Annotated in this window: 16 protein-coding genes; 4 read left to right on the top strand and 12 right to left on the bottom strand. The window is 63.1% G+C overall.

Going from position 1 to position 19,681, the window contains the following annotated elements; translation table 11 throughout:
- Positions 1-3: 3 nt before the first annotated feature.
- From GY725_14475 to modA, 8 genes are all read right to left on the bottom strand, one after another.
- Positions 4-2,361, bottom strand: coding sequence for a beta-glucosidase (locus GY725_14475; GenBank protein MCP4005394.1), 2,358 nt, complete (start codon positions 2,359-2,361; stop codon positions 4-6).
- Positions 2,361-2,753: a RidA family protein gene (locus GY725_14470; protein ID MCP4005393.1), complete on the bottom strand. Its 393-nt coding sequence runs from the start codon at positions 2,751-2,753 to the stop codon at positions 2,361-2,363. Before GY725_14470 ends, GY725_14475 begins: the two co-directional genes overlap by 1 nt.
- Before the next feature lie 44 nt (positions 2,754-2,797).
- Positions 2,798-3,538 (bottom strand): hypothetical protein, encoded by a 741-nt coding sequence (locus GY725_14465; protein MCP4005392.1) that lies wholly within the window; start codon positions 3,536-3,538, stop codon positions 2,798-2,800.
- Positions 3,535-4,917 (bottom strand): iron-sulfur cluster-binding protein, encoded by a 1,383-nt coding sequence (locus tag GY725_14460; protein MCP4005391.1) that lies wholly within the window; start codon positions 4,915-4,917, stop codon positions 3,535-3,537. The genes GY725_14465 and GY725_14460 overlap by 4 nt, the downstream gene beginning before the upstream one ends.
- Positions 4,918-4,958: 41 nt before the next feature.
- Complete coding sequence (locus tag GY725_14455) at positions 4,959-5,708, bottom strand: (Fe-S)-binding protein (protein MCP4005390.1); 750 nt, start codon at positions 5,706-5,708, stop codon at positions 4,959-4,961.
- Positions 5,709-5,781: 73 nt separating this feature from the next.
- Positions 5,782-6,657, bottom strand: coding sequence for an ATP-binding cassette domain-containing protein (locus GY725_14450; protein ID MCP4005389.1), 876 nt, complete (start codon positions 6,655-6,657; stop codon positions 5,782-5,784).
- The gene (gene modB, locus GY725_14445; GenBank protein MCP4005388.1) at positions 6,654-7,319 is read right to left on the bottom strand and encodes a molybdate ABC transporter permease subunit; all 666 of its coding nucleotides are present in this window, start codon (positions 7,317-7,319) and stop codon (positions 6,654-6,656) included. The genes GY725_14450 and modB overlap by 4 nt, the downstream gene beginning before the upstream one ends.
- 2 nt (positions 7,320-7,321) lie before the next feature.
- Positions 7,322-7,987, bottom strand: a complete 666-nt coding sequence (gene modA / locus GY725_14440; protein ID MCP4005387.1) for a molybdate ABC transporter substrate-binding protein — start codon at positions 7,985-7,987, stop codon at positions 7,322-7,324.
- Between the two features lie 161 nt (positions 7,988-8,148).
- Here modA and GY725_14435 point away from each other — a divergent pair, with 161 nt between their 5' ends.
- The 3 genes from GY725_14435 (at position 8,149) to GY725_14425 (ending at position 12,351) form a co-directional block, all read left to right on the top strand.
- Positions 8,149-9,588 (top strand): hypothetical protein, encoded by a 1,440-nt coding sequence (locus GY725_14435; protein ID MCP4005386.1) that lies wholly within the window; start codon positions 8,149-8,151, stop codon positions 9,586-9,588.
- Between the two features lie 63 nt (positions 9,589-9,651).
- Positions 9,652-11,079: an amidase gene (locus GY725_14430; protein MCP4005385.1), complete on the top strand. Its 1,428-nt coding sequence runs from the start codon at positions 9,652-9,654 to the stop codon at positions 11,077-11,079.
- Between the two features lie 30 nt (positions 11,080-11,109).
- Positions 11,110-12,351, top strand: a complete 1,242-nt coding sequence (locus GY725_14425; protein ID MCP4005384.1) for an alpha-L-fucosidase — start codon at positions 11,110-11,112, stop codon at positions 12,349-12,351.
- 9 nt (positions 12,352-12,360) lie between these two features.
- Here GY725_14425 and GY725_14420 read toward each other — a convergent pair whose 3' ends face one another.
- Together GY725_14420 and GY725_14415 are read right to left on the bottom strand one after the other, a co-directional pair.
- Entirely contained in the window at positions 12,361-13,767 is a 1,407-nt protein-coding gene (locus GY725_14420; protein ID MCP4005383.1) for an amidase, read from the bottom strand.
- Between the two features lie 42 nt (positions 13,768-13,809).
- On the bottom strand, positions 13,810-15,543 hold the full coding sequence (locus tag GY725_14415; protein MCP4005382.1) for a hypothetical protein: 1,734 nt from the start codon (positions 15,541-15,543) through the stop codon (positions 13,810-13,812).
- Between the two features lie 133 nt (positions 15,544-15,676).
- Between GY725_14415 and GY725_14410 the strand changes: the two genes are divergently transcribed.
- Positions 15,677-17,254, top strand: a complete 1,578-nt coding sequence (locus GY725_14410) for a hypothetical protein (protein MCP4005381.1) — start codon at positions 15,677-15,679, stop codon at positions 17,252-17,254.
- Here GY725_14410 and GY725_14405 read toward each other — a convergent pair.
- Both GY725_14405 and GY725_14400 read right to left on the bottom strand, forming a co-directional pair.
- Positions 17,251-18,282, bottom strand: coding sequence for an alpha/beta hydrolase (locus tag GY725_14405; GenBank protein ID MCP4005380.1), 1,032 nt, complete (start codon positions 18,280-18,282; stop codon positions 17,251-17,253). The two genes, GY725_14410 and GY725_14405, sit on opposite strands and share 4 nt — an antisense overlap.
- 62 nt (positions 18,283-18,344) lie before the next feature.
- Complete coding sequence (locus GY725_14400; GenBank protein MCP4005379.1) at positions 18,345-19,622, bottom strand: phosphodiesterase; 1,278 nt, start codon at positions 19,620-19,622, stop codon at positions 18,345-18,347.
- Positions 19,623-19,681 lie beyond the last annotated feature (59 nt).

Genomic DNA, 19,681 nt, shown 5'->3' with positions numbered 1-19,681 from the left:
CGACTATTGCACTTCGACGCGCGTCGGTTGCAGATCGGCCGATCGGACCGCCTGGACCTTTCCCTCGATCTCGAGGTCCCCTTCGAGACGGATGTCCTGTGAGGATGCGCCCAGCATGAAGTGAAACTGCCCGGGTTCGATGATTCTCTGCATCTGCGCGTCGAGAAAGGCGAGCTGGTTCAGATCGAGTTCAAAACGAACCCGGCGCACCTGCCCTGCGTCGAGTGCGATGCGCGCGAAGCCGACCAGTTGCTTGACCGGACGGGTGATGCTCGCGACCACGTCATTTACGTAGAGCTGAACGACCTCCTCTCCGTCATGCGGTCCGATGTTTCGCACGTCGGCCGAGATCGAAACGCATCCGGGGGCCGTCGTTCGCGTCGGGCTGATCTCGAGATTCGCGTATTCGAAAGTGCTGTAGCTGAGTCCAAATCCGAACGGGAAAAGGGGCTCGTTCGACAAATCGTTGTAATGACCGCGAATCTGGCTGCGCCCGCCGGAAGGTTTGTGGTTGTAGAACACGGGCACCTGCCCTACGGAACGAGGCAACGAAACGGGCAGACGACCGGCTGGATTCACGTCGCCGAACAGGATATCGGCCACCGCCGCGCCGCCCTCCTCTCCGGGGAGCCAGGCTTCGAGGATTGCGGCCGCATCTTGCGCAATCTGCGCGAGGGCGAGAGGTCGACCGTTGATCAGAACCACGACGGTCGGCGTTCCCGTCGCAATCACGGCTGCGACCAACTGCTCCTGCACCCCCGGCAGACCGAGATCGGCGCGATCGTTGAATTCGCCGCTGGTCGAGTTTTCGGTAAGTCCGGACCGGCCGCCTACGACGACGACCGCCACACGTGCGCTGCGCGCCGCTTCGACCGCAGCGGCAAAGCCCTCAGTATCGTCGCCGGTCGTCGCACAACCGGCAGCCACGCGAACATCGGTCGAGTCACCGACCACCGACAAGATGCCCTGAAGCACCGAGACGATCTCCACGAAGTACGGCCCCGCCTTCAACGAACTGCTCTCGCTGACCGGTGCGAGTGCGTCCGGTGCTTGCTCACCCTCGTACAGGATTTCGAGATGCGCGGGATAGCTGTAGTCTCCCAGTAGCAGGCGCCCACTATCAGAACTCGGCCCGATCACCGCGATCGATGTGATGTCGCGATCGAGCGGAAGCACCTGCGCTTCGTTCTTCAACAACACGATGGATTTCTGCGCGATGCGCCGCGCAAGCCCTCGTTGCGCGGGTGTGTCGAAAACCGCGGCCGCCCGCTCGGCATCGACGAAGGGCTGCTCGAACAAGCCGACGGAGAACTTCATGCGCAGAAGCCGAGCCACCGCACGATCGACCCATTCGACCGGAACAACGCCGCTTTCGACCATCTGCCCCAAGGGTTCCCCGTAACACTCGAGTTTGGGCAACTCCACGTCGATGCCCGCTTCGAGCGCGATGCGCGCCGCCTCTCCCGGGGTCGCGGCTATCTTGTGGTAGGTCAGGAGAGTGAGCACCGTGAAGTAGTCCGCGACGACGACGCCCTCGAATCCCAGTTCTTTGCGCAGTAGATCGTCGAGAACACGAGGGGACGCACCACAGGGCACGCCGTCGATCTCGCCGTAGGAGTTCATCATCGAAGCCAGGCCCGCCTCGCGAATCGCCGCCTCGAACGGCACTGCGTAGATCTCACGCAACTCACGCTCTCCGATGTGTGCGGGAGCCCAGTTCATTCCGCCTTCCCCGGCGCCGTAGCCGAGGAAGTGCTTGCCCGTCGCCACGACACCCTGAGTCAGGTCGTCGGTCTGCAGTCCGCGCACGTAGGCGACACCCATTCGGCCCACCAGATAGGGATCTTCTCCGAAGGTCTCTTCCGTTCGCCCCCAGCGCGGGTCACGTGCTACATCGAGCACGGGCGCGAGCGTGTGCAGCGCACCGACGGCCCGCATCTGTTCGCGGATCACGCCGCACATCGCCTCGACCAGTTCGGGTTCCCAGGTGCTGGCGAGCCCGATGGCCTGTGGAAACTGAGTCGCATCACGAGAGAGGAATCCCGCACACGATTCTTCGTGAACGACGGCGGGAATCCCCAGTCGGGATTCCTCGACCAGAAACTTCTGGATCCGGTTCATCAACTCCGCGGCCTGCTCTGGTTGCAGACCGGTATTGCCCGAAAGCCGTGTAACGTGACCGATCCCGTGCGCGAGATGCTCGCGCGCCTGCTCCTCGGAGAAGCCCTGATCGTCGACCAGATTGGTCGACCACACACAACCGATCTGCGCGAGCTTCTCCGACAGAGTCATGCGGGCGAGCAGATCCTCGACGCGTTCTTCGATCGGCAGATCGGCTCGCCTATAGGGCTCCGGATCCATCAATCGCGGGTCCGGGCCGTGGCCTTGATCTCCACGACGGCACCAAATGCCAGCTCACTCACCCCGACCGCGGTCCAGGCGGGATAGGGCTCCTTGATGAAGGCGTCCTTCACCTTCATGAAGCTGGCGATGTGCTCGTTGAAACCGACGTGATAGGTGACGAGTTCCACGATATCACTCAGACTCGCACCTGCTGCAGACAGTACGGTTTCCACGTTCTTGAACGCATTGGCGAACTGTTCTTCGGGATTCTCTGGCAGTTTTCCGTCGGCTCCGCTTCCCGTCTGCCCGGAACAGTGGAGCGTGTCACCCATGCGCACCGCCGGTGCAAAGTGGAGTTGCGTGTACGTGGCCTCGCTGCCTTTGGGCAGAATGATCTCTCGGTCACTCATCGAACGTCACCTCCCTATTGGCCCGGAATTCGAGCCTGCGAATTCTACCCGATCCGTGATTTCAGGGACGGCGAGGCCGGATCCCCGGAATCGTCGAACAAGATCACGTGCAATTCCCTGGGGCCGTGCACTCCTTTGATGATGACCATCTCGACGTCGGCAGTGCGGCTCGGGCCCGTAATGAACGTGACTGCACTGGGCAGTTCCCCCGGCGCTAGACGCCCGAGCACCGCTCCGATGTCCGGCAGAATTCGCGACGTGGGTAGAATCGCGAGATGCGTCGAAGGCAGCAACGATACCGCACGGCCCTGCCCCGGCCGATGCAGAATCGCCAGCGTTCCCGTCTCGGAGATGGCCCAGTCGACCTCGGTCAGCCCCACGGGCGAACGCTCTGTCGCGGCTCGGAGTGAGTCTCGTGACTCGAGAGCTCTAGCGTCCGCGGCGATCACGGAGACTCCGACGTCTTGGAGAGGACGATCCAACTCGAGACGGCGAATCAGGGGAGTGTCGGCTCGCACGAGCGTGGCGTGTTCGTGCGCGGCGAGAAAGCTCACGATCTGCTCTCGCAGTTCGGAAAGGGATCCCGCTCGTGCAAGTGTCGCATCCGCTGCACTTGCCTCTTCACTGAACTCGGTCACGATCTCTTCCCGGGATCGTGCATCCACGGCAATTGCAGGCGCCGGTTCGAGTGGGTCAGCGGCCGCGCCCGGAAGCGCAGCAAGTGCTTTGGTCACGCGGGTGAGGAAAGTCTGACGGTCCACGCCGCGGGTTAGCGGATCCCTCATTTCTCTTCCCAACGCTCGCGAAAGCTCTTCTTTGGAGGCTCCGGAAAATCGCGCGTCGACATCCACGCTCCCAGCCCGGGTGCTCGACGGATGCGTCCTCCGCTGGCAAAGCGCGCCCCGATCCCCCGGGCCAGACGGCCGGCCCGGCCGTAGAGCCGCTCGGACCTCATCACACGAGCGTAAGCTCGCACCAGGCTGCGCTCGACCCAACCCTTGAAACCGCTTCGGCCGGGAATTCGAGCCGTCGAACTGGCGCGAACCACGGCATCGCGCTGATGCAGCAGGAGGTGCGGAAGATTGATGCGCACAGGACAGACGTCGCGACACGCGCCGCATAACGAAGATGCGAATGGGAGAGGTGCTGCCCGCTCGGGCCCGAGCAGGGTCGGGTTGATCACGGAGCCGATCGGTCCGGGGTAGACCCAGCCGTAGGCGTGCCCACCAGCGTGTCGGTAGACGGGACAGATATTCAGGCAGGCGCCGCAACGAATGCAGTACAGCGATTCGCGGAGTGCCCGATCCGCCAAGAGTTTCGAACGCCCGTTGTCGACGATGACCAGATGCAGCTCGTCTGGCCCGTCCTCCTCCCCAGAGCGCCGGGGGCCGGTGATCACAGAGACGTAACTCGACATCTTCTGGCCCGTCGCACTGCGCGCCAGAATGCGCAGGAAGACCGAAACCGCCTCCAGGTCAGGAACGACCTTTTCCATACCCATCACGGCGATGTGGCAACGCGGCAAACTCGTACTGAGCCGAGCGTTGCCCTCGTTCTCGACGATCACCAGGCTTCCCGTCTCGGCGACGGCGAAGTTCACGCCGCTGATCCCCAGATCAGCTTCCAGGAAGCTGCTGCGAAGCCGATCGCGCGCCTCCTGTGTAATTGCTTGATGTTCCTCGCAGCGCGCCGTCCCATGCTTTTCCTCGAGCAGGTCGGCCACGTCGTCGAAGGTCTTGTGAATCGCCGGAACGATGATGTGCGAGGGAGTCTCTCCGGCGATCTGGATGATGTACTCACCCAGGTCCGTCTCGAGCGGAGTAATCCCCGCGTCGCTGAGGGCATCGGCCAGTCCGAGTTCTTCGGTGGTCATCGACTTGCTCTTCACCGCAAGCTTCGCCTTGCGTTCGGTCGCGAGGCCCAGAATCACTTCCTTAGCGCGCGCGGCGTCTTCGGCCCAGTGCACGACTCCACCGACGGCCTCGAAACGCTCAGCGAGCAGGCTGAGTTGCGTGTCGAGCGTATCGATCGTGTGGCGTTTGATCTGCCTCGCCCTATCTCGCAACCGCTCGCCTTCGGGAAACTCTGCGAAGGCTTGTGCGCGGCGATCGCGCAGGCGATCGGTTGCATCCGAGAGCGCCGCCTGCAGTCGTTCATCTGCCATCGCCGAACTCGCGGCCCGATCGAACTGCTCGGATTCGATCTTCACAACGCGACTCTTCCCGCCAGCAGTTCGGCAATGTGCACGGCACGCACTCCGGAGCCCCTGCGACTCAGTGCACCGCCCAGTTGCATCAGACAGCCGGTATCCGCAGCGGTAATGAACTGCGCATCACAATTTTCGAGCGCCTTCAGCTTCTCTTCGAGGATCGCGCTGGAAAGTTCCGGGAGCTTGACGCTGAACGCACCTCCAAATCCGCAACATCGATCCCCATCGTCGAGTCCAATCAGTTCGAGCCCGCGCACCTGTCGAAGCAGACGTCGCGGGGCCTCATCGACCCCGAGTTCGCGTTTCAGATGACAGGAAGGGTGGTAGACGACCCTGGCCTCCAGGTTCGCACCCGAGGAAAACGATGTGCGATCCAGGAATTCAGTCAACTCGAAAGTCCTGGCCGCCAGTGCTTCGGCACGCCGTGCCCATTCGGGTTCGTCGCGCAACAGGTCCGTGTAGAAAACGCGAACCATGCTGGCACAGGAACCGGAAGGAGTGACAACCCGTTCGAAGTCTTCGAAGATCTCGATGAAACGCCTGGCCAGCGGCGCGGCCTCCGCGCGGTAGCCCGTATTGAACAGAGGTTGTCCGCAACAAGTCTGCGCCGAGGGAAAAGCGACCGTACATCCGGACTGTTCCAGAAGATCGACCGTCGCCTCGCCCACCTGGGGAAAGAGCTGGTCGACCAGGCAGGTTACGAATAGTGCGGTATCGGCCAAGGAGAGTCGCCTCCTGCACGCCATATCATCGCGGCGCCGGACTCTTGTATGCCAGAATCGCGTTCGCGCTTCCATCGCATTCCTGCAACGCGCGGTATCACTCCTCCTCCGGTCCGTCGCTCGTGGAGTGCGCTTGATCGCGAAGGTTCAATTCGATCTCCTGCTCGTCGGCATCCAGCAACGCAGCGGAAACTTCGAGCGTCACCGAATCCAGTTCGACGCGCACGCGACCGTCGCTCAACACCTGGGGCGCCGCGCGTCGCCGGCCGGAGAGTCGAATGGGCTGGCCGTGGGGGAGCATTTCCGCGGGCGAGCCCGTTGCTACGGTGCGCCCGCGCTCGAAACGCACCACGTGATCGCCCAGGCTGGCGCCTTCCCGCGCATCGTGGGTGACGATCACGGCCGGGGTTGCATGTTCTCTGAGTGTTTCGCGCAAGATCCCGTACAGCTGTTCCCGACCCGATTGATCGATGGAGGCAAAGGGCTCGTCGAGCAGGAGAAGACGGGGTTCGACCGCGAGAGCTCGGGCGAGTGCGACGCGTTTCCGCTCTCCCCCGGAGAGGGACTTAGGGCGCGCGCGAGCCAGCTTCGCGAGTCCGAACTCCTGAAGCAACCCTTCGAGCTTCGGATTGTCCCGACGTCGCTCGGACCGAGGAAGACCGAAAGCGATGTTCATGGCCACGTCACAGAAAGGCAGGAGCGAATCCTGTTGCGGCACGTAGCCGATTCTTCGCCGATACGCAGGCAGATTCACGCCAGCCCGGGAATCGAAGAGCGTCTCCTCCCCGACCCGGATGAAGCCGCTTTCGGCGGGAATCAAACCGGCCAATCCCTGAAGCGTCAACGACTTTCCCGCGCCCGAGGGACCGAACATCACGAGTACACCGTGATCCAGCGAGAGCTCCGACTCGACTGCGAATTCGGAGCGTTCGTCTGCCACACGAATCAACAGACTGGCATCCAGGGCCTTCATCCGCGCTCACCCGGATTCAGGCGCGCCGCTGCGACCACAACCACCAGCGAGATCAGGGTCAGCACACCCACGTAGAGAGCTGCACGTCCCGTAGCTCCCGTTTCGTAGGCCGCGAAGATCTCGAGCGGCATCGTATTGGTGCGACCGGGAATGTTTCCGGCAAACATGAGCGTGGCACCGAACTCCCCGTTGGCTCGTGCAAACGCGAGTACGACGGACGCGAGCACACCGCGCCAGGCGCTGGGCAAGGTGACGCGCATGAAAAGTTCAATCGGCCCGAGTCCCAGCGAGCGGCCGACCTTCTCGAGTTCCGCGGGAACGGCTTCGAGGGCGGGCTGCGCCGTCTTGACCAGCATGGGCAATGCAACGATCGCCGATGCGATAACTGCCGCCGCGGGTGTGAACACGAGCTGCACGTCGAAGAATCGGTCGAGCCACTGGCCAAGAACACCGTTTCGACCCAGAAGGAGCACGAGGAAGAAGCCGATTACGGACGGAGGCAGAACCAGGGGGAGCAGCACGAATGCATCGACGATGCGCCGCCCGGCGTAGTGGCGGGATTGCAGACGTGCCAGTGCGAGTCCAAACGGGACCACCACGAGCAATGCAATCGTGGCGACGCGCAGCGAGAGCAGAATCGGAAATGCGTCGCCGGAACCCACTTCTAACTTCCTGACCCGTCGTCGAGGGTCACCTCGAAACCACCGCGCTTCAGGATCCCGGAGGCGCCTGCAGACCCGAGGAAGCGCACGAAGGCATCCGCTCGTTGGGGGTGCCTCGCACGACTGCTCACCGCCGCGACGATTTCCGTCGCTATGCGCGCTCTTTCCGGAAGGGTGTCGAGGAGTTCGACGTCATCGGCTGTCTGCGCGTCGGTGCGGTAGACGATTCCAGCAGCGGCTTCGCCTCTGCGCACATAGGCCAGCACGGCGGCAACGTGTCCGGCGTAGACGATGCGATCCTGGAGATCCTCCCAGAGTTCGAGTTCTTTCAGGGCCTGGCGCGCGTAGGATCCGACGGGAGCGGAGTCGGGCAGACCGATCACGAGCTTCTGGTCGGATCCGAGCTGAGCCAGACTCTCGAAGCGCAGCCCCCGGGACTCGATGGGCCCGACCAGTACGAGAGAGTTCTGCGCGACCTCCCGGCGCGAGGCGGCCCGCAAGGCGCCGGAACCGATCAGCAGATCGACCGGCTCGGAACCGGCGAAAACGATGGCATCGATCGGAGCCCCCGCCTCCACCTGGGCTCGCAGGGTTCCTGAGCCCCCGTAGGTGGCAACCCACTCTCCGGTCCCGTGCGAGACCCGGAAGCGCTCGATGAGCTCGGGCATGACGTTCCGAAGACTGGACGCGACCGCGAGCACGGCGGGCGCGTCGCCCTGCTTGCCACACGCTCCGATCGCGATTAGCAGCAGGAGAGCGATTGCGGGCAGGGGGGGAGCTGTTGAGCAGATCATGCGCGCACGAAAGGTACCAAAGGAATAGGGGCTGGGTGTATTCTGGATCCGTGATCGATGTCGCGACCTTCCTCGACGAATTCAGACCGTTTCGCCGCGGCGAACTCGCACTCGCGCGCAAGAGCGTCGAAGAGCCCTTTTTCATGAACCCGCGGGATCTGGACCGACTGCGCTACGCGCTGCGACTCGCGCAGCTCACGACGATCGGAGGGGGACGAGATTCGCTCGTCTTCCACATCGGTACGTTTCGCCTGCGCTTGTTGCAGCTGCTCGCACCGGTGCTTCCGACGAATCAAGAAGAAATCGACGGCCGCGAGCTTCACGGTCTGCTGCCCACGGTCGAGGCTCTGGTCGGCGAAGCACGGACGCAGATCATCGAGAACCAGCTCGCCAGCGAAGAACGCCTGGACGCGGAAATTGCGAACAAGCGCCTTGCACTGGTGCTCGGCGGCGCCGCGGGCTCGGGCTACATTTTTTTGGGCGCACTCCAGCGCCTGCAGGACCTCGAGATCGAGCCCGCTTACATGGTAGGATGCAGTCTGGGCGCGATCCTTGCGGTCATCCGCGGCCGGACCCGCGACTACGACGTCGAAGAGATCTACCGGGAGATCGGCCGCATTCGCTTGAACGGGGTCTTCCGCGCTCCCGATCCAAACACCCGTTTCGGACTTCCCGCAGCTCTGCGACTCGACCTGAAGGCCGCGCTGGGCGAACTGTTCGCGACTCCCGATGGAGATCAGCTCACGCTCGGGGAACTCGCGATTCCAGTAGACACCCTCGCCACGGGGCTCGGCCCGGGAGCCCTCGGGAGGCCCAGGGCCGAATTCGCAGAAGTGCTCGGCAAGGATTTGCGCGATGCGAGCGAACTCTCGCGAATTCGGGGCCGGGTTCTGGCGCGGGTCGTGAGTGCGCTCGTGTCGATGGCCATGAGTCGCCAGGTGCTCGTTCCCATCTTCTTCGGTTCCACACCAGAGACCCGGCAGCTTCCGGCCCTCGACGCTGCTGCTTTTAGCGCCGCGATCCCGGCGGTATTGCAGCACGACATCGATCCGGCGGACCGCAGCAGTACCGCGATCCTGGAAGCGCTTTTCGAACGTCACGAACTGGTCGGGGTGGTCGACGGCGCGCTCAGTAGCATGGTTCCCGCACGTTACGCCTGGCAGGCAATTGAAGCGGGTCGCATCGATACGACGAATACCTGCATCCTGGCGCTCGATGCGCTTTCGGAACCGAGCAGAAGCAATGCCCTGCTCGCTCCCTTGTTGCGCACGATCTCCTCGACGTCGCACCGCGACAAACCGTTCTGGGATCTGCACGTCGCCTTTCGCAAGGCCCCACCACTGCTGGAGGTCTTTCCGATCGAAAGGCGGTTGCGACTCGTATCCGAAAGGGGCGAACGAGAATTCGAACCCACAGCGCGATTGCTTCGCAGCTTGCTGGCACCCCTGCCCGGTTGGAAGGAACTCCGCGACTGACGGACTGTCGGGCTTTTCTGTGGCTTCGGCGCACGTGATATGCTGCGGGCGAAGGAGAACTCCATGGGACGTCTGGACGACTACGAAAGCTACGATGCCCTGGGCCTGGCCGAACTGGTCGCGAAAAAGCAGGTTAGCCCCAGCGATCTTCTCGACACCGCGGTCAGTCGCGTGGAGAAGCTCAATCCCGAACTGAACGCCGTCGTCATCCCAATGTACACCGAAGCGCGCAAGTCCATCGAAGCGGGCCTGCCCAAGGGTCCGTTTTCGGGAGTCCCCTTCCTGCTCAAAGACCTGCACGCCTTCTACACGGGCACGCGCACCACCTTTGGATCTCGCATCTTCGAAGATTTCGTCCCGGATCACGACAGCGAACTGGTCACGCGCTATCGCAAGGCGGGCCTGGTCATCTTCGGCAAGAGCGCTTCGCCGGAATTCGGACTCACCACGTCGACCGAGTCACGCATCTTCGGCCAGACGCGCAATCCGTGGAAGATCACGCACACTTCCGGAGGTTCATCGGGCGGCGCCTCATCGGCCGTCGCAGCAGGCATGCTTCCCGCTGCGAATGCCAGCGACGGCGGTGGCTCGATCCGCATCCCCGCCTCCTGCTGCGGACTGTTCGGGCTCAAGCCGAGCCGGGGTCGCAACCCGTTCGGACCCGATGCAGGTGAAGGCTGGAGCGGAATGAGTTCGGTACACGCAGTCACTCGTTCGGTACGCGACAGCGCGGCCCTGCTCGATGTGATCAGCGCACCGGAACTGGGAGCTCCCTACTGCGCACCGCCGCAGAAACGACCTTATCTCAAAGAAGCCGCGACCGAACCCCGACGGCTGCGAATCGCGTTGATCACCGAGTCCTTCAACGGAGCCGAGACCCATGCCGACTGCAAGTCCGCAGCAGAGAACGCCGCGCGACTCTGCGAGGAACTCGGCCACGACGTGGAAGCCGCGAGCCTCCAGATCGATTCCGAAACGCTGGGCACCGCCACGCGAGCCATCATTGCTTCTAACCTGCGCGCATCCCTGGACGCGCGCGCCGAAGAGTTGGGGCGCGAACTCCGTGAGGATGACGTCGAGACACTGACCTACGCCATGGCCCAGAGCGTCGACCAGACGACCGGAGCCGACTACGCGCGAAGCGTGCGCGTGATCCACGCCGTAGGTCGACAGGTTTCGAATTTCCTGGTCGACTACGACCTGATCTTGACGCCCACCATGGCCACGCCGCCGCTGGAACTCGGGCGCCTGTCCCTGTCGCATCCGCAGATCTTCGAGATGATTGCCGATCTGAACAAGACCGTCGGCTACACTTCTCTATTCAACGCTTCGGGACACCCGGCAATGTCGGTTCCGCTGGCCTGGAATGCGGAGAACTTGCCGATCGGCGTCCAGTTCGCCGGACGCTTCGGCGACGAAGCCACACTCTTCCAGCTGGCGGCACAACTCGAAACGGTACAACCCTGGTTCGAGCGAACTCCTCGCGCATAACAAGTTACTCTCACACTCAGAGGTCGGGCTATGCCGAGTTGGTTCGATGATGCGCGCTTCGGAATGTTCATTCACTGGGGACATATCAGCCAGCGCGGCTGGGAGTTGTCGTGGCCACTCGTCGGCGGCTCAGCCGCGCTCCCACTCTGCCAGGATGTTCCGGCCGAGACCTACCACGAGAGCGCTCGGTCTTTTTCTCCGCGACCACAGAGTCCGCGCACCTGGCTCGAACGCGCCCGTCGAGCCGGCATGCGCTACGCAGTTCTCACGGCAAAACATCACGACGGTTTCGCGTTATGGCATACACGCGAATCAGACTTCTCGGTGGAACACAGTGCGTACCGCGGAGATATCGTACGCGAGTTCGTGGAAGCCGCTCGCGAACTAGATATCAAACTGGGGTTGAGTTTCTCGCTGAGTGACTGGCATCACGCCGACTACCCGGCTTTCGTCGACGAGCATCGCCCCTATTCGTCCGGACAGAAACAGCGGCCCTCACAAGCCCAGTGGAACCGCTATCTGGAGTTCATGTTCGCACAGGTGAGAGAACTGCTGACTCTGTACGGCCAGCTCGATCTCCTCTGGTTTGACGGTCAATGGGAGCGCAGCTCCGAAGAGTGGGAAGCTCGGGAACTGCACGATTTGATTCGCTCATTTCAGCCCGGCGTGCTGATCAACGAGCGTCTTCCCGGCTATGGAGATTTTTCCAGCGTCGAGCCGTTCTCTCCGCGCGAAGCGCCCGAAGGTCGCTGGGAAACCCGTCTGCCGATGAACGAAAGCTGGGGGTACAACCGGTCCGACACGCACTACAAGTCTTCCCGCACCCTGGTCCACGCCCTCTGCGAGACCGTGAGTCGCGGTGGAAATCTGCTGCTGAACGTGTCGCCGATGGGAAGTGGCGAGCTACCCGAAGAGCAGATCGAGCGGATCGACGAGATTATACCGTGGATGGATGCCTACGCAGACGCCATCTACGGCAGCGAACCCGGGCTCGAAGCCTGGCAGTTCTACGGGCCCACGACCCGCCGGGGCAAGATCGTCTACCTGCATCTATTGTCTCGACCTTACGAATCGGTATGCGTGCGCGGGATACACGTCAACCGCGTGTTGCGCGTGCGCGAACTGCGCAGCGGTTGGCAGCTCAAGCATTTCTCTCGAACCTCGACCCGGGATCGCCTGTCCAATGACGATCCAGTCGGCGATCTCGTCATCGAAGTTCCCGAACGGGTGCTCGATCCGCTGGCCACCATCATCGCCGTCGAATTCGAGTAGCGTCCGCGCTCAGACCGGCCAGATGTCGTTCCACGGCCGCTCGCGTTCGAAGACTTTCGAAATCGCCAGAACCAGATCGTCGCGGTGATGCGAAGCGACGATCTGCATGCCGATGGGCAGGTCCGCACGCGACAGACCCGCGCGCAGGGTTGCGGCGGGATGCCAGGCCAGATTGAAGGGCTGAGTGAATCCACCCGCGGCCATCGGATCCTGGGGCTGGCCATTGGTTACGGTTGGAAATGGACCGCGAGCCGGTGGCGGATCGTAGGGCAATGTCGGGGTGATCAGAAGATCGAAGTTCTCGAATACGCTCGTCGCCCAGTCCCGAACCTGCGCGCGCGTTTCGTTGATGCGCGCCGAAACTTCGGGCGTGAGGGCCCTCCCCTGCTCGATCAGATGCGATAGATAGCGCTGGATCTCGTTTTCGCGTTCGGGAAGGAAATCGCGCAGGCGTCCCGCGAGCCCCCAGCCCGCGAGTTGGTTCCACTCCTCGGCCAGTGGCGGCGGCCCGCCTTCGATCTGCTCCACGGAATGGCCGAGCTTCTCAAAGACCTTCACACCTTCTTCGACCGCACTCGCGACATCGTTCTGCACCAGGATGCGCCCGAAGTCGGGCGAGTACGCGATGCGCAATCCCCTGGGCTCCTCTTCGCGCAATCTGTCGAGATACGAGTAGCCCGGATGCGGCAGCGCGACCGGATCGTGTGGTGTGGCACCAACGACCTGATCGAGATACAGAGCCGCATCGTCGACACTGCGGGTCAGCGGACCATAGACACCCATCATCGACGCGTCCCACGCAGGGCTAGGACCGATCGGCACACGACCGTGCGAAGGCTTGAGACCGAACGCACCGGTCCACGAAGCGGGAATTCGAACCGATCCGCCGCCGTCGCTCGCAGTGACCAGCGGCAGAACGCCACCCGCAAGCGCCGCGGCCGAGCCGCCGCTCGAACCGCCGGGTGTCCGGTCGAGGTTCCAGGGATTGCGCGTCACACCGTGCAAGAGATTCTTCGTGATGGCCGTTGGGCCGAACTCCGGCGCATTGGTCTTCGCCATGGGGATCGCGCCCGCTGCACGCAATCGCTCCACGTGAACGTCGTCGCGTTGGGCCACATTGTCCTTGAACAGGCGGGACCCCATGCTCGTGACCATTCCGGCCACGTTTTCCAGATCCTTGACGCCCAGAGGAATGCCCTCGAGCGGTCGAGCCTCGCCGCGCACAATGCGCGCCTCTGCCTCACGCGCTTCGCTCATGAGTTCGTCGCGATCGCGAACGGCCACTACGGCGTTGTAGGTTTCGCGCGTCTCCTCGATGCGCTTCAGCGCCGCTTCCATGAGTTCGACTGGAGAAGAACGGCGATCGCGCAGTCGAGCCCTGAGCTCGAGCAGTGTCAGACCCAGAAGCTCGTGCATACCCTGCCCTCCGGCGCGTCAAGCGCTCGCCGACCGAGTATATCAGGCTCCCGGAGGGGCTCCGGGACCGGCTCCAAGACGCTGTAATTCGAGTTCGAGGATCCGGCGGGTGATCGCAATCGCGCACGCGTAGGTCGAATCCATACCGAAGTACGCCAGACTCTTCGAGAGCAGGCTCTGCCGGCGACTGTAGGGAGTGTCCGAGGCGTAGTGAAGCGTGCCCAGATCAAAACCGGTGCGCTCGCCGAGGTTGATGATCTCGTCATTCGGATGGCGACGCGGGTCGACCAGTTCGTAGATTGCCGACATATAGGGACCCGCCTCCATCTCGAGAACCGTATAGCCCTCGCGATAGAACACGCCCATGTAGTTTGGGTTCTGCAGGAATGCGCCTCTCACCGTCACGGCTTTCTGATTGTCGAGAACGCTTCCGTACTCGAGATTGCAGGCCACGTCGTCGACCGTAAAGGCATTCTGGGTCAGATAGGTATTGTCGGAGTGCTCGTCGTGAATCACGCGCGAGATCATCACATCGCCGACCTGGCCGTTCAGGGTCGCGGCCTTGCCCATCACGTAGAGCCCCAGGAGGGGGCCCACACCCTGGCCGACCCGCGACAGGAGGTGATAGGACGCCATCCCCAACGGATAGTCGATGTTGATGATGCGCGCGTCGCTGTCCGCGATTCGCTCGAGCCCCGGCATCTGGAGACGCGGGTCGAATCGCTCGGGTTTCAATCGGCCAATCTCGAATACCTGCGCGTCCACATCGACGTGCGCGCGATTCTCTACCGAGATCACACCGGATTCTTCGTCCCAGACCTGGACTTCGGCCAGCGCCTCGGGATGGCTCGACAGGTGATGGCGCAACGCGAAATACAAGAGGTTCTCGCTCGGCTCCCCACCCGCGCGCTCGGTTTCATCGAGTAGTTGCTGAAGTTCGGCGGGGCCCTGATTGCGCACCGCTTCGAGCAACGTGTCTCGGTGCGATCTGGCGTAGCCTCCCAGGAGATTGACCAGCGAATGCGTATTGGAAGAAACGAAGTAGACGGGAGGACGCTGGCCCTGGCCCGATCGGAGGTAGGTACGCTCGAGACCCTTCCACCAGACCTGGGCTGCGCGCTGGTATTCACTGAAGGAGCCCGTAAGCAATCGAACCCGCATATCGAAGCGACGCGTGGCGAGTGCTCGAAGTGCGGTGACGTGCTCGACGCCGAGCGCCTCGCGCAGACGGTCGAGGTCGGCGCGGGTGATCAGCAAGGTCGACGCGAGACGTTCGTCCAGATCTTCTTCCTTGCTCGACTCGGACTCCAGCAGAGTGCCGATCGGACTCGCGCGAAGCAGATCGTGCATCTTGTTCCATTCGATCTGATACGCGGTCATGATCGGCAATAGATCGTCGATATCCGAAGCACTGGCGATGTAGGCGGCGAGCGTGCCTCGTCCGTCGTAGCGAATCAGACGACGGCGGCCCCGCGTGGTCAGGCTCTCCCAGCGGCCCACGTCGTAGCCGAACGCCTCGAAGGTCTCGTTCGACTGCCCCAGTACCGTGCGCTCGACGTCCGGCATGCACTCGGGGAGCCGGCCGGCAGCGTAGCCAAAGGCGGCGATGTCGGGTTCGGGCTCTCGCGCCCCCGCGTGCAGGCTCGAGTTGCTAAAGCAATGCGCCTCTTCGAAAGAGCGCAACCGGACCTCACCGCTACTGCGCAAGAGCGAATAGTAGGTACGGATATAGAGGTCGATCTCGTTGGTTCGGGAGTCGGGCTTTTGGCGCTCCATACTGTTTCCCTCGGCTCGGATGCGGATCGGTTGAGTGGAGAAGGTAGCCGCCTCTGTGGCTTGTTGCCTCCGAGGCGCGAACCTACACTCGTGGCGCGCCAGGACAGGAACCCGGCGAGTGGGGCAACGCCAATTGGCTACAGAGCGAGCGCGAGTCGCCATCGTGGGCTGCGGACCGGTCGGACTGGTTCTCGCCAATCTGCTGGGAACGCACGGCGTCCCGACTCTGGTGCTCGAGCGCGACCCGGGTACGGCCGAGGAGCCCCGCGCGATCGGAATCGCCGCGGAATCCCTGCGCGAGTTGCGGGCGCTGGGACTGTACGACGAGATTGCCCTTGACCTCGAACTGGGAATTTCCGTCGAGTACGTGAACGGCCGGGGTCGGCGTCTGTACGAACTGGCCAGCGGCGAATCAGATGTCGGAGGTCCTCGGCTCAGCTCTTTCGACCGACCCGTGTTCGAGCGACAACTCCTCGCGGGCCTGGACCGCTTCGAATACGTCGAGGTGCGTTTCGAACACACGGTCGAATCCGTCTCGCAGAATTCCGACGCCGTGCACATCAAAGGCATCGACGCGAATGGAACGGTCTTCGAGGTCGAGGCGGAGTACCTGGTAGGCTGTGACGGCAGCGACTCTACGGTTCGCGAGGCGATCGGTATTCCATCGACATCGAAAGCGGCGCCTCAGCGCTGTTTGGTGATCGACGTACTCGACGTCGCGTTGATGGACGACCTGCCGGGTCGCTTCTTCTGCAACCCGGCTCGGCCCGGAATGACCTTGCACGAGAAAGGACCCCGGCGGCGCTGGGAATTCCTGTTGCTGCCCGGCGAGACCGAAGAGCAGTTGCTCGAAGATCGCACCATCAGGCGCCTGCTTGCACCCCACACCCGGGCCGATCACGTCGAGATCGAACGTAAGTGCATCGAAACACTCGAGCCGATCGTCGCCCAGAGCTTTCGCGAAGGCCGTGTACTGATCGCAGGCGATGCCGCCCACACGATGCCGGTCTTCTGCGGACGGGGACTCGACAGCGGATTGAGCGATGCCTGGAATCTCTTCTGGAAACTCGGTCTCGTGCTCGACGGACAGGCGAGCGAGACGCTCCTCGACAGCTATCAGGTCGAGCGACGACCGCACGTGATCCGCGAGATCGAATGGGGGATGCGCCTCGCAGAGCTGATCCATCCCGTGCCGCGCATACGTGCGTTCATCAGAGACATCTGCTTCTTCGCGATCAATGCGACGAGATCGGGCCGGCGCGCGTTCGCAGACTCGATGCTCCGGCGCATGAACGAGCCCGCGCACGAGCAGGGAGTATTCGTCGCCCCGGGGCAGTCACTCGTGGGAAAAAAACTGATCCAACCGCAGGTGCGTGATCAGGAGATGAAACTGGTACCGCTCGACGAGAAGCTGGGCCCCGGCTTCGCCCTGCTCTGTTACGGAATCGATCCAAAGCTCGCGCTCGAAGACGACGGCGCCCGCACGTTCTGGGCCCAACTCGGTGCGAAAACGCTCCACATCGTGCCGAGAGGAATCGCGCCGACCGGCGAGAGCGTCGAAGACGTGAGCGGTGCACTCGGCGAGGCGATCGAGCGAAGATTCCCGATCCTCGCGATCCGCCCGGACCGGTTGGTGGCCGCGGTTTTCGAACCGGGCAATGCGTTGGAAGTGGCGCAGGCCTTCCGCAATCTGCTGAAATACCCGCGTTAGAGATTGGCCTGCAGGTATTCGCCAATCTCGCGCAGGCAGACCTCGCCCTGCGGGATCGCCCGCGTCAACGAAACGAATGCGTGGATCTGGCCCTCGAATTCGCGGTGTCGAACTTCGACACCGGCCGCGCGCAGCTTCTCGGAATAGGAGGCCCCCTCGTCACGCAGTGGGTCGAAACCGCAAGTAACGATATAGGCCGGTGGCTGACCGCGGAGATCGAGTGCGAGCAGAGGCGATGCCCGAACGTGGCGACTCTGCGAGGGATCCTTCAGATACATCTCGGTGTACCAGACGATACGCTCCCGTGGAATCACGTACGCGTCCCGAAGTTCATCGTGGGACTGTGTGTTGAGGCGGAAGTCCAGGGCCGGATAGATCAGAACCTGGCAGCGCGGGCCCCGTCCGCCCTGCTCCGCAATAGCCTGACACAGTGCTGCCGATAGGTTTCCACCGGCGCTATCACCGGCCACGCCAACCCGCTCCGGATTGCCTCCGAACTGATTCGCGTTCTGCACCAGCCACTTGTACGCTGCGATCGCATCATCGACGGCGGCGGGAAACTTGTGTTCGGGCGCAAGTCGGTAATCGACCGAGACGACCAGGCACTGGCCCCAGGCGGCCAGCTTTCCACACACACCGTCATGTGTATCGAGATCGCCCTGCACCCACCCACCCCCGTGGAAATAGCAGAGCACGGGAAGGCGCGGTGCCGCGTCTCGTGGCTTGTAGACCCGCACGGCGATATCCCCTTCGGGCCCGGGAATACTGCGGTTCTCCTTGTGAGCGAGTTTCGGGTGCGGGCGGTCCAGTCGCGCGGTCATCGCGCGCATCTGCTCGCGGGAGTCGTGCACGGATGGAAGTTCACCCGGCACACGAACGGCATTGATGGCCTGTCCCACGAGCTGGGCCTTGGCGTCCATCACGCGCCAGCCGAGTGTCTTGCGGCGACCCAGCAAGACGATCTGGGCCAGGTTCTCGGGCAGGCGCAGAGCCGCCAGGGCAAGTGCGGATCGAAGCGCTCCTGGCATGGGATCTCCTGATTCCTGTCCGTCTTCCCGGCTCGAAACTTCCTGGCCCGAAGAAGCCTGGACTAGTCGGTTACCAGTTCCAGCAACGACGCCTCTCCGGGAACGCCGATGCGCAGCGGGAACCCGTAGAAGCCCGTACCCCTGTGAACATAGAGCCGGTTGCTGCCGTGGCCAAACAATCCGTGATCCGGCCAGCGCGAACGCGATAAAACCGTCCAGTTCAGACCCAGACTGACCAGGCCCACCTGGCCTCCGTGAGTATGACCCGAGAGCGTCAGGTCGACATCGCCTTTGGGAACGTGCTGGAAGCCCAGAGGATCGTGGAGCAGCAGGATGCGCACGTGATCTTCGCGACGCGCATGGCGTCGCAATAATCCCTGGATGTGCTCTTTGCGACCCCGACCCACGTAATCCGCGCCCACGATCTGAACCGAACCGACGGGCGTTTGAGCCACGACCTCTTCATCGATCAGGAGGCGCACACCGGCCCCGGCCAGTGCCTTCCGGACTTCGTCGGGAGACTCGTGATCGTGATTCCCGAAGATCGCAAAACATCGGCCCGGAAGACGCCGCAGTGGATCCAGAGCCTGTTCCAGAGCACCGGGCGTCTCCTGCCCTTCCATCGTCAAGAAATCGCCCGTCAGCAGCACCAGGTCTGGATCCCGATCGATCAGCTCGTCGATGCGACGCCGCAGCTTGCGGATCGGCTGCCACGGGCCGAGATGGGGATCGGCAATTTGTGCGATGCGCAACGGCCTGTTCTCGAGCCTCTCCGGTTGACGCCGGCGATAGCGTTCGAGCGGCACGCGATGGACACGATCGGGACCATCCGTACCGAGCCGAACGCGGACCAGCTCGTCGACCGGACGCGTGGAGGTCACCAGCGATGCGCTCGCCAGCACAAAGGGGAACCAATCCGCCCAGCGCAGCGCTTCCACGCTTGCATCGAATCCGAGCCCGCCCAGCAGCGCCCGAAGCGGCAGCAGCAGAAGCAGCCAGGCCCCCGAAACGAAGCCGGCCGCCAGGAAGGCCTGCCCCGGGATGCTGATTGCCCATCGGAACGCATGAGGCCTCAGGCGGGCCGTCACCAGGGAGGCCAGGTGGATCGCCGCTGCCAGCAGGCCGTAGACGAGCACCGAGGTCAGAATCCAGCCCGGAACGGGCCCCAGCAGACCGCGCAGTCGATAGTCCATGAGCAGCAACCCGGGTAGGGATGTCGCCAGGATCACGAGCCCGAAGATGCCGAACGCACGGCTGCGAACCCGGGCAGCATAGGCGGGAACCGCCACCAGCGTCACGAGTGCCGCTGCGCGGAGGCTCCAGGTCAGAAACTCTTCCATCGGATCGCGAGTATAGCGAGCCCGGCACTTGCAACTGTACCGTCCGGACGGTACAGAGA

The sequence above is a fragment of the bacterium genome, from assembly GCA_024226335.1.
GTDB lineage: Bacteria > Myxococcota_A > UBA9160 > SZUA-336 > SZUA-336 > JAAELY01.
This window is presented reverse-complemented; position numbering and strand designations above follow the sequence as displayed.